Consider the following 13,652-nt stretch of genomic DNA (forward strand, 5'->3'; position numbering starts at 1 on the left):
ACAGGCGAACCACGCGAAGAAGCAGACGAAGAACGCCATCCACGTCAGATGAAAAGCGCGCATCGGTACCGTGCGCACGCTGAAGAGGTCGATGCGGGTTGCTTTGTCTGTCATCGTCGTTCCAGAAAAAAGAAAAAGCGCCCCGCGAACCCAATCGGATGACTGGGTTAGGGGGACGCCGTTGTCCAAAAGCCCGTTGCGAAGTTGCCGCGTTGATTCGAATGAAGCCAGATCGACTTTGATCCTATGCCGGTTCTGTACGCATATGCCGTGCCAGTCGATAAATTTCGGCGTTCGGCGTGCCAGAACGCCGCAAACAGCGATACCACGCGACGCATTCTGTCCGTGGCATCGACCTGTTTTTGACACGGTTAGGCACAGTGATGGTGCATGACAGCACTGTTTCGCGCGATCGGACCGATCTTGGCGCGCGGTCCGCCATCAGGAATACCTTATGACGAATTCGCCAGCATACGAGATAGCGGCTGATCGCCTTTGGCGAACTGTTTGTTAATATTCACGTATTCCGCGACAGGTATCCCGTTATCTCCAAAGACTGGCATCGCCCCGACGGAAACTGGGAACCCACCCCTGCCGCCAGCCCAACTAATTCGGGGCGGCCCAGTGTTCCGTTCTGTTGTTAACTAATCTAAGTTCACGTAGCGTGCTGGTATCAACGGATTGGGGGATACCACCATACGCATGGGACGACCGAAGGCCGAACTGGTGTCGATTGAAGATGAGCCCTCGCAACTGACTTCGATCGCGCATTCACGCCGGATTTACGGGGCGCTGGTGACGCGTGCGCGCATCGTGCTGGCTGCTGCTGCCGGTGCCCCCATTGTCCTGCCCATTGAAAGTAGACGACTTTGGACGCTCCAGCCCTGAGGATGTGCCGCAGTCCCAGAACGTATGAAAAACCACGATGTTCTTGATGTCGCTCCAAATGAGTGCTGACATGTAAATCGTAATCGCGGCACGATTGGATCGCCCCCGCCGCTCCCGGGGACCGCCTTTGACAACGCCCCATCGGTGATCTTCGACCGACATTGTGGATGCCTGCGACCTGGCATTACTTGCTGTATCACATGGCGTGCTTTTCGTCGCGACGCGGCCCTTCAGAGACTCGTTGCGCTTCCGCTGGAGTTAGATTTGGTCCGTCGCCGCGAAGCTCGATTTGGTTTTTGTGGTTTCAACCAAATGGCCCGACGGTTAGTTGCTTTAGGATGTGCGCCAGATCGGCCGCAATGGTGAGCGTTTTCGGGATGAACTGGTTTCAGACAGTGCAGTACGCGACCCGCACGGTCGTTTTTCTCAAACATCCATCGGCTCGCACAAGCATTCGCGTTGTGCGGGCAGCCAGGGCAGTGTTGTTTCCGACTCGCAGTGGACGGCGACTTAACGCGAAGTCTGTCGGTCGAGTCCTGGCCGAACGCAGCATTCAAAGCCCTCGAAGCCCTTGGAAAGTCCTCCTGCCGGCTCTACTCCGCGTCGGATTCCGCAAACACCGCCAACACCATTGCCCTTTCACCGGTGCCACCGCTGCGATCGATTGCAAGCGGATCAGTCGACGCGCCAGGGCTGGTGGATTTCACATCGCCGCTATGATTCGTTGCCAGCTTCGGACGCTCTGGCGGCGCCACGTTTTGATTCAGGACGTGTACATGCTGCCGGTAGTGCTCATCGCCAACGGGACGAGGTCGTAATTTGTTGATCTCTAACATGCCCTGAGCGAAGGTCAATTGGCAAGGCTCCGTTTCCGGTGCTCCGCCCCGCACCAGCCACTTCCGCTCGGGAAAGTCCACCACCGGAAACGGCATCCATACCGGGCGGGAACTCACAGTCGCGTTCACGGCCTCCTGTAGATACCAATGGAAGCTATCCAGGCACACCCGAACGAACACGTGCAGAATTATCCAGCGGTCAACAGCCCTGCTCCATTGCGCAAGGCCGACCGGCGCGAGCAGGGACAGCCAGGACAGAATGCCCAGCGCTACATGCTCGCGTCTGACCATCAGATGCGAAGGCGCGCCGACGCCCTCCCATCTGATCCGCCAGCGAAGTAGCGCGTGCGCAACCGGACAGAAGGTTGTCGTCGTTCGCCCATCAAGACGCCACCTGAGATGACGCATCGAGGTGACCACGCAGGCGCGATGCCCACGTCCAATGCTGCGCATGAGGTTTCGTTTTATCGATTTGTAGCATGCTGCTGCATCCAACAGGATTTCATCAGCCTCTCCAGGCTCCGCCATGCGGAACCGCGAGGAGTCCCCCGCCAGCATGTCGAGTGATTGCTGGATCGCATTACTATGATCATGTTGCCAGCCGAACAGGCACTGAGTGACGCCCCTTTGGCTCAGCGAAATCCGTGGGTAACAGCTCTTCGGATCATCATCACCGACACCGCGCTGGGGCGCCGAAGCCAGCCATGCGTGCGGCTCGCCAGTCTGCCCAGACTGACGGAACAATCGCCCCAGAGCGGAAGACCTGCGGCCAAACCAGCCGCGAGCAAGGGCCTGCGCAAGTTGTTGCCGGTACGACAAAGACAGTCGCAATGCATGATCGTCAGTCCGGCGAAGTGCCGGCGCCCAGTCCTGCCCGCATGACGGACACGTGAACGGTGCCCGAAAGACGGCCACACGCAAGCGATACACCATCAACACGTTCCCGCACCTAAGGCAGCGGTCACGCAGCGTGCAACCGTGAACCGGACACCGGTCACAGCTGGCAGCCTGGAATACGGTGAGGTGGACCCCCTTCAGCGCACACTGTGTGCACCAGCGTAACGCGGGGTGACTCGTGTCACCGGATAACAGAACATGTCGCGGTGGAAACGCAGCGGCGATATCAGCCAGTGACATGCGCAGCAGCTCTGCCATCTTGAGCAGGTCGAAACGCTGCGCATCGCGTAAGTCAATGCCGCGCTGCAGGGCCAGGGACGCTGGCTGACGAAGGACCGTCTTCGCGAGCGCGGTACACGACAGCGTGTTGAGGTGCTGGAATTTGGCGAGCAGCATGAAGGCTGACTGCCCGGAGATATTCCAGTCGTCACGCCAGCACCATTCGCGCGACGAGGCGTCGTCGACGGAAGACAGCAGAATGTCAAAGCGCCGCTTCATCAGGCACCAGGGTTATCGTCGACGAAAACAATGCGCAGATCATCGAGCGCTGCCACATAGTCTGACTCCCTCACTGCGTGCGCCCAGAGCGCACGACTGAGCACAAATCCCGATGCATCATGTTCGATGTTCTCGCCCAGCGCAATCTCCACCGCGCGGGCCAGATACTCCATCGGGATCTCCATCGTGAAGTCAAAGCGTGCATGCCGGTGCGCCTCACTGAAAACGTCCCACACCAGTTCACTGTGTTTGCCGAGCCGGAAGCCCGCGTCATACGCACGCTGGAGGAAGAACCTCGTGAAGGTCCAGTCGCTTCCTTCCGGAAATATTGACTCGTCATACGCGCAGAGAGACACTTCGAGATCCGCGGCAGACCGGAATCCCTCGAATCGCATCTCTTCAATCATGAAACGCGACACGATCTGCGAGGTATCAGTGTTCTGTTTGAACGATGTCTTGCGATTCAGGATACTGGGCTGACCGACCAGGAACGTGTACATCCGGATACCGCGGCGCTCCATCTCATCCTGCACGTCGCGTAGCCATTCATAGTGTTCCAGCTCAAGACGCTGGGCTTCGTCAACGAACACGACGAGCGATTTTCCTGACGCCCGCTCAACGATTTCCGCCAGCCTGTTATAGAGACGCAAGCGACGCTGCAGGGCCGTGCCGCTGTCTGGCCGCTCATGCCTTGCCGCGGCGAGGAGCATTCCGAAGAAAAGACTTTCCGAACGGGAAGGATTCTGCGGCATGCCGAGGTGAAAGATCGCAGTACGGGGCAGTTCATCGCGCAGCAGCCGAACGCAATATCGGATCGCATACGTTTTTCCCCAACGCGTATGCCCATAGATGAGCGCCCCGGAGACCCCGCGTCGGATGCACCGGAGAATACACATGTACATCGAGCCGATTGACGGCGTCGGTACCATGTAGCTCCTGTTCAGCAAGGGATGGTCGTCGGGCGCCAGCGGGCGGGTCGTCGAGGGAAGCATGACGTCAGGAAAACGTGAAGATCCGGGTCAGCCGGATCGACGGCTGCGGACTACGTGATTGCGCCCGGGTCTCTTCAGGCAACAACGACTCGTCTGGTGATGCATGGCCCGGTTCCATTGTTGGCACTTCATGCGACTTCGCCCGATCCGTGAGCATGCGCGCGAGATCGTTAGCGCTGCGCTTGTGATTGCCGGCCTCGGCCTTCTTGTAGGCAAACCATGCCTCGACAGGGTCTTCGCCGTCCCGATAGGCCAGCTTGCGTTGATGAACAAGTTTGAATATCTCCTGTCGCACCCGCAGCGAGTGCTGCGAAAAGCACCATGGCCGCAGCGCCGTCAGCATGCCAAGCTCAGAGCCATCCATGAAAAAGGCATGCACATGCCGGATGTCCTTCACATTGAAATAGACCCGCAACTGCTTGCCGATCAGCGACGCGTTGCTCGATAGAATGCTGTTCGAATATCGCACGTACTCAAAGTTAATGTGAGGGCGCACACCCTGTTTCGCACTGCCACGAATAGTGACAACCCGTGCCTCCTGCAGCAGGCATAACGTGTTGCGCCGGGCAACAGGTAACGCGCGGATGGAGCCCGAATCGCGTGCCAGGAAAAAGCGCATCGCCTCGAGCGGGGTACGACCGCCCAACGCGCTATGCGGCTCTCCGTTGTAGTCGGCAAGCACGACGTCAATGACGTCTTCGAGTTCATCGAGACTCATCAGCAACGACAGGTCCCTATCCACGTCATTCAGCGCGCGTTCAACTGCCTGCGGTGCCCGTCCGGTCGTGCCGGGCAGGCGATGGGCAAAGTGGGAAGCGATCTGATCGAAGAACCGTTCGACGAATGCGCGCTCGTTTTTTTCGGATAGCGGCCCGTTATCGGTCCAGCAACCCACAACGCCCGTCAGGCGATCAAGCGTCGCGTTCGCGAAGTGCGCCTTCGCTGCGTCAAACCGCAGGGTACTCCAGCATGCCCATGCAGTTTCGGGTATCACTTCCGATGGAAAGCCTCCGCCGTGACGTACGCGAAGACCTGGTATCCGCACCGCCCTCCTCTCGTGCGGCTTCAGTGTCGCCTGCAACGTTTCAGCAATATCGTCCTTGTTATATTCCTTGCCCAATGCGAGGCTATAGCCGATGACCGCGCGTGTTGCAACATCAAGTACTATCAGAATCCAGATCCGGTGTAGCGCGAGAAGGGTTTCAAAGCCGAGCGGGTCATCGATCCTGAGCGTAATGCGCAGGTCGATCTTGTGGCCGTCGAACTCGACAACGTCGAACGGGTGAGCAACAGGCTTACGCACATATTTGTCGGCATCTTCCCATGCGTGCGCGATCTGGGATGCGCCGGACGCGCGCGCCGACGCATCGAAATGCCGCGTTTCGAGGCGCCGGATGTGAGTCGCCAGCGAACGCTCGCCGAGGTGCTCCCGGTTGAACGGATATTCATGCGGCGCGATGCCGGCCCGCCGGCATTGTTCGAGAAAGCCCCGATGCAGTCGCCGCAAATTACGCTGCACCTCGTGGCGCCCGCCGCTTTTCCGTTGCCGTTCGCCGACCTTGCGTTCTACCCATTGTGCGATGTCCGGGTAATGGCGCAGCAACTGGGCGAACGCGCCACTTGCCCCGCCCTTCTCCCCTTCGCGTGAATGGGTGACAGCGGCGCTGCGTTGATACCCGAACGTGTGACAATAAGGAATCAACGCACGCATGCCAAAGATCCTGCCGTCGTCGTGCATTGCGACGCATCGGCCGAACAGTCTGTAGAGATCGTTGAACCGCACCCCGGTCAAGCGACTGATTTCGCGCAGGGAAGTCTGGCGGTCGACAAATAGGGTCATGGCTTGCATGCGTCGCGCGACAAGATCGCGGTCCTCCGGAGGCAGCGCGCTGTCGTCAGCGCGTGGCCAGCCTGTGACATCGCATAACTCGTCGGGTATCGATTGGCGGTCGAACCGAAGCTCGCCGAAAGCCATCGTCTTCATCCGCGCACCAATCGCGTATGGGGTCCGATTTCCTCGCGCGCCAGCGTTGGACAATTCAGGCAGCCATCGTGCAGCAGAGTGAACGCGACAGTCCGCGCCAGGACTGACTCCACCGGTGACAGCCTGTGTTCGAGTTCCAGGAGACTTGCGCCTGTCTCGAACTCATCCAGCGCACGCCGCTTCATTGTGTCTGTGACGAAGGTGTGCCCTGCCGCAACGTGCTGGAGAATTGTTGCCTGATTGCGGCGCAGAACATCGGTTGCCACAGGCCCGTCCGGCTCCGCAATGCGCACAGGAAATCCGGACTTCTTCGCCCATGCTTCCAGAATCGCGGACCGGTCTGGCTGCTTCGCGTTAGATCGAGATTCCGAAGCGCGCAGGCAGAATAGAAGATGCTCCCCATCCGTCGTCTTCACCCAGAAATCCACCGGACGGGCTGGAGTGAAAGCGCTGACGAAGAGAGGACGTTCGCAGTAAGCGACTACATCGGGATTGAACTCGAGTTGCAGCCAGGCGTTCAGCGCCCGATGGCCAAACAAGGTGAGACGACGGTGTACCTTGGGGCCGTAGACATCGTAGCGATGCGTCCCGTAGGGACGCGCATCGTCGATTGCACGGACGAACCGCAGTTTGGCCATTGCGGCCCCCGGCTTCCTGACTTGATTAACGAGTTGTAGTACAGAAAGGACATGCGCGGGTAAGGGATAGTTTGGCAGGGAGTCCGCAGGGCCGGCCACGAACTGATAGTGAACTTCCGTGCGTCAAATGTGGCGAGGGCCCATCTGTAGCGAAATATACGTTTTACGTGACAAATCGTACAAACCACGCCTCCACAGGTCGTCGGTATGCGTCCGCGTCAAAAAAATACGCGGATAAAACGCGTCTGATCCACTGTGCCTCCAATTTTCTCGTGAAACATTCAGCCTCAACCGGCTCAAAGGCTATGTCAGACAAGGCATTTGCCACATTGTAGGTTTGATGCGCGATGTTTCACGGCTCAATGGTTTTTGCATCTGAGTACCGCCTTCCCGGGGCATTCGCGAATGCCCTTGCACGGCACCCCCGCTGTTCTTTACGACTGTCACTTCCAACATCCGCGATTTTCAGCTTTTACTTGCGGTCGCCCGGAAGGGAATCTCGAAGTGGATCCCGATCAGGAGTCCTTAGGTAACCGTCGTGTCGATGCCCAAGTGCTTCCACATTTACTTCGTAAGACGACTTTCCGCAACCGGCGCCTGGCATTGATACGCGACGGCCTCGGCGCAGTCCCGGTGGCCGTCGGCCCGACCTTCGTCTGCCACGTGATTCCCCTTACCCCGTTGCCGCCCGGTCACATTGAACCGACGTCGCTCGATTTGGCGGCGGACGAACTCGAATGGGCCAGGCCCGGTGGCCACCGGCTGCTGCCTCGCCGTTTCTTTCGTGGCGCGGGTCGCGTCTGTATCAGTGAGCGTACCCAGGACGCAGTCTGCAACGGGTACGCTCAGCTGTTCGACGACGGCGCGATCGAGCTTGTCGGCACGGTCTGGACGGATCTGGACTCTCCCGACGGCCAGCCTGTCCTGTATCCGGGGTTGTATGAAGGTTCGCTGCACGAACATGGGATGCCGTCGGTGACGCGGGCCTGGACGCGCCTAGGTCTGACTGGCCCGCTCTGGCTTTCCGTCTCACTCGTGGGTCTCGGCACCGGCCACGTGGCGATTCCGGACGCCATCACACGGCGGAACGGCTTTTGGCCGCTTCGGGAATCGGTTCCCGGAATCATGGGAGTGCCCATGCAGCTGGACAGCATGGGCGAAGCGACGCCGTCAGCCCTCCGGCCAACGCTGGATGCGCTGATCCGCGCATTGTCTGCGCAGGCCCGCATATGACGCCCGCGCGGGTCCGCACGTTGCCGGCCGGTGAGCCGTTCGACCTGCTCCCGGCCGCCCTGCTGGCACGCCTCGACAATGTTGACCGCTGGGTGGCGCTCTACCCGGAGGCGCGCGCGGTACGCGGCTGGCGGCACGAGGGGTTTAACGGCGTCACGCACCGGTTCGTCGCGCATTCGGTGATCCGCACCGCTGCCGGGCTGGTCGACGTGACGCTCCCGTCCACTGAGCCGGCACGGCCGTTCATCGAGCACCCGCGTGCGGTCTGCGGATTATTTGCGGTGCTGTGCCGGACGGGCCTTGACCGTCCCGGCGACGAATTCAGGGTGGAATTCGCCGCCCAGGCTGCCGCGCGCGAGGCGAACCGGGATTTCACGCCGGACGATCCAACCGACGGAGACTGCCTGTGACCGGACTCGTCAAGCCCCTGCCCCTGGTCGTAATGGCCACCCCACAACCCTGCATGACCTTTCGGCCCCGCGTGAGCGGGCTGTCGCGGACGAAATACACACGGGCCGTTAGTTGCGTTATTGGTTTCACCCTAGTTGAGGCAGGAGCACCTTGATGAAGTCACCCGATCGTTCTGAGCCGGACACCGCCGTCGCGGCCGTCGCATCCCGACCGGCTGTCCGTCCCCTCAGCCGGTCGAACCGGCTGGACAGTCCGATCCTGCCTGCAGACCTGTCTGACGAGGACGTCGTCGCCCGCTGGCTCGCGGCCAAGGCCACCGGCCGCGGGCGGCTGGCCACCACTACGCTCGCGCAGTACCGCACCGAGGCCGAGCGCCTTTTCTGGTACGCACGGCAGGTGAATACCCCGATTTCGGCGTGGGGACTGGATGAGTTTTCCGCCTACATCGGCTTCCTGCACGCGCCGGCACCGTGGGCGATCCGCAAGCCTGGCGTGCGGCGCGGCTCGCCCGACTGGCGGCCGTTCCTCGGCCCGCTCACCGACCGCTCGGCCGGCCAGACGCAGAAGATCGTCACGTCGCTGTTCGACTGGCTGCGCGACGTCGGCTACCTGCAACTGAATCCGGCTACCGGCCTGCCGACGGTGGGCCGCGGCGACCCGGCAAAGCAGGCGCGTTTCCTGTCACCGGACGACACGGCGCTCCTGCGCGAGGCGATTGCCGGCCGTCCAGCCGCGAACTCCAGCCGCGAGGCGCGCCTGGCGATGGCGCGCGACCTGTTCGCGGTGGACCTGTTTGAACGGACCGGCCTGCGCACCACCGAGGTGGTGCAGTGCCGGATGGGTCACGTGCGCATCGAGCCAGTGACGCAGGCCCTCAAACGCGAATTTCCGGACGCGCCACCAGTGCAGTGGCTGCTGCGCGTCGAGCGCGGCAAGGGAGGCAAGGCCCGCTGGGTGCCGTTCGGCGAGATTGCGCTGTCGCTGCAGGCCTACCGGATCGCGTTTGGCCTGCCACCGGTGCCGCTGCCGGACGAAGACCTGCCGCTGCTGCTGTCGGTGCGGCGGTCCCGCTGGGGTGAACTCAGGGGCATCCGCAGCCGCACGGCGATCTGGAAACTCGTCACCCGTCTGTGCAGCGAGACGCTTGCCTACGCCCGGGCCCACGGCCGGCGCGTCGATGCCGACCGTTTTGAACGCGCGTCCACGCACTGGCTGCGTCACACCTATGCGAAAGGGCTTGCCCAGGCGGTCCGCGACGGCCTGGACGCCTCTGCGGCGCTCGAAAACATGGGTCACAGAGATCTGCGGACCTTCCGCCAGTACGTCGACGACGAACCGTTGAAACGTGCGCTGGCGACGCAGCTGGCCCGCGCACGCGCGCCACGGTAACAGTCAGCGTCCCACGATGACCGGTGCCGTCGCACCATTGAAGTCTCCTCGTCGTGTGATCGGAGCGGCTAGAACTGCCGACAAGGAGGGCAGTCACGAAGGCCGCTTTCCAGTGGTCCGCTGTAACGCGCGGCCGAGCTTCGCGCCAATCGTGCACTGTCATTGACGCAATGCCCCTCGCCGATCATCGTCCGGCGCTCACCGCTTCCGTCGAAGAAACCGGCGCCTGCGCAACTGGCCAGTGCGTTGCAAACCTCGGAGGCGTCGCACGGTAGGCGCCCACCTGTTGGGCGACCGTCGGCGTGGTCAGTACCTGACGACAGAAATCAGCGGTGGTGCGCAAAAGCGCGCGCTGGTCGTTGATCGACGCTTAGGCCCGCCGGATGCCGTCGATGAGGGGAAGAAGCAGGAAATCTCTATCGCAACACTTCGTGAACGCGCAGAGATTTAAAATGGGTCGCTATACGAACCAGGGCAAATCGCGCCCGTCCGGTCCACAGAGACCTCGGCACATACGTAAGATACGTCTGCGTTGACACTGTTTTACCAGCGGCCCTCGTTACAGTTCCCGTGCGGGCAAGCGCTGGTGAGCGCATGAGGGTGCACTTCGAACCCAACCCTCGTGATACTTGCGGCAGCGGCGATCACCCTCGCTGAGTGGAAACATGAGGTAGGCCAACGCGCTGAAGGCTTGCTGCCCCACGGACCGTGTTTGGCCTGTCTTCACCCACTTGAAGCAACAGCTTAAAGGGACTCAGGGCGAGCTGCTCGCGAGTTTGCTCCGTTGAGAAATCAGCGACATTTCGGAACGAACTTTGAGTACTAGGAACGATTGTTCGCTGCGTGGCCGGATTCTTGTCAAAGGTGCCAAGTGTGATTAATGACGGCTCGTGGGCATACTGGGAGCGCTTGACCGCGGTAATTAGTGTGTCTCTTAGTCTGCGCTAACGCCCCGGCACACCTGCATCTCTAAACAATCAGGCTTTTGCTGTCTGTTTTGTTTTGTGCCCCGAGATTAGCTTGCGCGTGTCAGTAATACTGACACGCCGAGCGGAGATGCGCGCAGCACGGCACCTAGCGGAGGCACGCAAATAATCCCCCAGTGGGCCGCCTGGGTTGGAGCCTGTGTCAGTATTACTGACACCAGCCCTAGCCACGGCTGGGTACAAAAAAAGCCCGCTCGCGGCGGGCTCTCCCACACTGGACACTCAGGGTGATCAGCGAGGCTCACCCTTGTACAGCTCACTGATGAGCTGCCGGATTCGAGTCTCTTGCGCCTCAGTTAATGACGCGGTCTTGATTTTGACCGTGAAGCTGTTGACGTCCTTGGTAATGCTTCCTGCTTGGTCCTTGCCGGCGAAAAATTTCTCGATGAGCCGTTCCCGTGCCGTTGTCCCAGAAGCACGGCGTGTCGCCATGGCGACAATTGCGGGTCCGAATTTTCCCTGCGCCAAGTCTCCTTTGACCACATCCGGCCAGAGTTCGAGGGCCGCGGACTCGGCATCGCTGCCGTGCTTCTTCAGTGCCGAAACAACTTCCTCCGCAGCGTTGCAGCCCAGCAGGGTGGGCTGCAAATCGAGGTCCCTCTTGATGAAGTCCGGCAGCTTTTCGAACGCGAGAAACTGATATAGACCAGTACGTGACAGGCCCACTGCTTCTGCGAGCCTCTTCCGGCTCGGGAATTCGCTCTCAGACCGACGAATGGAGATTGCCACCTCATAGTCGGTCAGGTCGTCTCGGTCCATGTTCTCGACGAGCGCGAGGATAATCATGTCCTGGTCGGAGCATTCGATAACCACGGTCTTGATGTTCTCGAGACCGAGAATTTTGTGTGCTCGCCAGCGTCGCTCCCCGGCCACGATTTGGTACGCAGACTCAACCCGGCGAACCACAATGGGCTGCATCAGTCCAACTTCCCGAATTGACTCCGCCAACTCAGACAGCTTGGCCTCATTGAATACTCGTCGCGGCTGCCACGGATTCGGGACGAGGGCAGCCACAGGCAGCTGAGACGACGTTCCGGTCGACTCAAGCTCCTGCACCCGCAATTGTGCGGCCGCCAATGCTCCGGCCATTCCAGGCGCGGTCTCTGTACGACTCGCGCGCCGGTTGGCGTCGGGAGTCCTTTCGGCTGTCGACCGAAGATTTGCGGTCTTGGCCAGCATCTGATCGCGAATATTGCTGTTGTTGCTCACTGTGCCGGCCTCCATTGTTTGACGAACATGTCATCGACCCATCTGCAATAGTCGACCAGCGGCTGTTTGACACGCGCCAATGATTTTGCTTGGCTGTGAGAGCTGCTGATATCGAAAACGGTCGTAAATGCCAGCGCGCCTGAACTCATCACGGAACTGGCTGGAACCTCAAACGGGTCAAGCCAATGACGATACGCTCCTTGTGCCCATGTGCGCACAACAGGCGCTGCAGAAGTGTTGCTGTAATTCACGCGTGTCAGCAATACGGATACGAAGTCGTATTTTTTGTTAGCTTCATATTTGATGAAGGACTTGGCGACGTCCGAGAAAAGGCGCCAGAAGGAAAGCGAGCTGAAGAAGTCGAGATTCTCGGGGACCATCGGCATTACCATCGCGTCCGCGGCCATCAGTGCATTCAGGTTGAGATAGGACAGCGACGGTGAGGTATCCAGAATGATGTAGTCATAGTGCTTTCGCAGCGGCGCAAGTCCATCCCGGAGCACCTGCCAGAATTTGAATCCAGGAAGCTTCATCTGCATGGCGGGAAGGTGATACTCGGCACCAACGAGTTCCGTATGAGCCGGGATGATATCCAGGCCATCCCAGTATGTCTTCTGCACCTTGGCAAGCAGGCCCCCTTCGACCTTCTGGTCATAGACATACGGAAGCACCGTGTCGTCCGGAGATACCTCTTTTTCGGCATACAGTCCACACAGCTCAGAAAGCGAAGCTTGTGGGTCAAGGTCAACCACGACAACCTTTCGCCCGCGTAGGCTCAACCCCTGGGCAAGGCACATCGATGTGGTAGTTTTGGCAGAACCGCCCTTGAGCTGGGATGTGATGAGCACCTTGCCTTCAAACTCACTCGGCCCGGCCACCAGAGGCGTCTGGTAAATGTCCGACACCTGCTGTACCCAATTTCGGGCTTCAACCAATGTGAATAGCCGACTACGGCTTCGTCCTGTTCCGGTGGACTGCCCTTCCGGCAAGACACCGTCTCCCTTCGTAGCTAGGTACTGCACCTGTTGGCGTGTCAGCCCACACAGCTCGGCGACTTCCCCCGTAGTAAACACCGGCGCTTCCTTGCGCGGGCGCGGCGCCAAAATCTGGTCTCGCAATTCAGTTGCATAATCTGTGACGACATCTGCGAAATCGGAGATTTCCTCAAGTGTCACGGTTCGGTCTATCGGCATCGGTTGGCTGACATTGGCCATTTCGGAGTTTTCCATGGAAAAATAGGCTAAACGGAGAATACAGGAAAAATGCAAAAACATCCTTATTTTGTCGCCTAATTTCTGAACTATCGCGTGCAAGCCACTGTTTCTTATATGTTCTGCGACACGCTCAAGAACGGGAAAGGCTAGCATGACGGTACAAAATCTCTCACCTTTCTCGTGCTACGCATTCGTAATCTGCATGCTCCAGGACAAAGGTGAGAGTTTTTGTGCCCCAAAGAGGCGGCCGAGACTCATTCGAATGAAAAATTTTGAGGTCCAATCGCCTGCTCGCGGCTGGCTAACGGCGTCCGTCAACCCGTCATCTTTCATTTTTATTTCTTTTGAGCGCGGCAGGCAGCAAAGGTGAGAGATTTTGTCCCTTGATCCTCTTCGATGACTGAGAAATCGGGACCTCGGGTACACAATCTCTCACCTTTGATCGCGCAGTAGTCCAGGCACTCCAAAGGACACGCC

The 13,652-nt window shown here is 59.7% G+C and carries 10 protein-coding genes and 1 pseudogene; 4 read left to right on the top strand and 7 right to left on the bottom strand.

Annotated features, from left to right (window positions below; translation table 11 throughout):
* Window positions 1-702: 702 nt before the first annotated feature.
* Window positions 703-840: pseudogene (locus A6V37_RS42600) on the top strand (IS630 family transposase); the annotation flags it as partial.
* On the opposite strand, the gene A6V37_RS41910 reads toward A6V37_RS42600, so the two are convergent.
* The 5 genes from A6V37_RS41910 to A6V37_RS28725 all read right to left on the bottom strand — a co-directional run bounded on the left by A6V37_RS41910 (window position 772) and on the right by A6V37_RS28725 (window position 6,733).
* Window positions 772-960 carry a hypothetical protein gene (locus A6V37_RS41910; RefSeq protein WP_208607900.1) on the bottom strand — a complete coding sequence of 63 codons (189 nt, stop codon included), beginning with the start codon at window positions 958-960 and terminating at the stop codon, window positions 772-774. The pseudogene A6V37_RS42600 and the gene A6V37_RS41910 sit on opposite strands and share 69 nt — an antisense overlap.
* A 521-nt stretch (window positions 961-1,481) precedes the next feature.
* On the bottom strand, window positions 1,482-3,119 hold the full coding sequence (locus A6V37_RS28710; RefSeq protein ID WP_064271356.1) for a hypothetical protein: 1,638 nt from the start codon (window positions 3,117-3,119) through the stop codon (window positions 1,482-1,484).
* Window positions 3,119-4,048 (bottom strand): AAA family ATPase, encoded by a 930-nt coding sequence (locus A6V37_RS28715; RefSeq protein ID WP_244174059.1) that lies wholly within the window; start codon window positions 4,046-4,048, stop codon window positions 3,119-3,121. Before A6V37_RS28715 ends, A6V37_RS28710 begins: the two co-directional genes overlap by 1 nt.
* A 67-nt stretch (window positions 4,049-4,115) precedes the next feature.
* Window positions 4,116-6,095, bottom strand: a complete 1,980-nt coding sequence (locus A6V37_RS28720; RefSeq protein ID WP_064271360.1) for an integrase core domain-containing protein — start codon at window positions 6,093-6,095, stop codon at window positions 4,116-4,118.
* Window positions 6,092-6,733, bottom strand: a complete 642-nt coding sequence (locus A6V37_RS28725; RefSeq protein ID WP_064271362.1) for a hypothetical protein — start codon at window positions 6,731-6,733, stop codon at window positions 6,092-6,094. Before A6V37_RS28725 ends, A6V37_RS28720 begins: the two co-directional genes overlap by 4 nt.
* Before the next feature lie 504 nt (window positions 6,734-7,237).
* Between A6V37_RS28725 and A6V37_RS28730 the strand changes: the two genes are divergently transcribed.
* From A6V37_RS28730 to A6V37_RS28740, 3 genes are all read left to right on the top strand, one after another.
* Complete coding sequence (locus tag A6V37_RS28730) at window positions 7,238-7,966, top strand: hypothetical protein (RefSeq protein WP_131799941.1); 729 nt, start codon at window positions 7,238-7,240, stop codon at window positions 7,964-7,966.
* Window positions 7,963-8,376: a hypothetical protein gene (locus A6V37_RS28735; RefSeq protein ID WP_064271366.1), complete on the top strand. Its 414-nt coding sequence runs from the start codon at window positions 7,963-7,965 to the stop codon at window positions 8,374-8,376. Before A6V37_RS28730 ends, A6V37_RS28735 begins: the two co-directional genes overlap by 4 nt.
* A 154-nt stretch (window positions 8,377-8,530) precedes the next feature.
* On the top strand, window positions 8,531-9,766 hold the full coding sequence (locus A6V37_RS28740) for a tyrosine-type recombinase/integrase (RefSeq protein WP_064286562.1): 1,236 nt from the start codon (window positions 8,531-8,533) through the stop codon (window positions 9,764-9,766).
* Window positions 9,767-10,983: 1,217 nt separating this feature from the next.
* On the opposite strand, the gene A6V37_RS28745 is transcribed toward A6V37_RS28740, so the two are convergent.
* A complete protein-coding gene (locus A6V37_RS28745) occupies window positions 10,984-11,976 on the bottom strand; it encodes a ParB/RepB/Spo0J family partition protein (RefSeq protein ID WP_064271369.1) in 993 nt (330 codons plus the stop codon).
* A complete protein-coding gene (locus A6V37_RS28750) occupies window positions 11,958-13,175 on the bottom strand; it encodes an AAA family ATPase (protein ID WP_064271376.1) in 1,218 nt (405 codons plus the stop codon). The genes A6V37_RS28745 and A6V37_RS28750 overlap by 19 nt, the downstream gene beginning before the upstream one ends.
* Window positions 13,176-13,652: the final 477 nt, after the last annotated feature.

Origin of the sequence: Paraburkholderia ginsengiterrae (genome assembly GCF_001645125.1) — a bacterium.
Lineage (GTDB): Bacteria > Pseudomonadota > Gammaproteobacteria > Burkholderiales > Burkholderiaceae > Paraburkholderia > Paraburkholderia ginsengiterrae.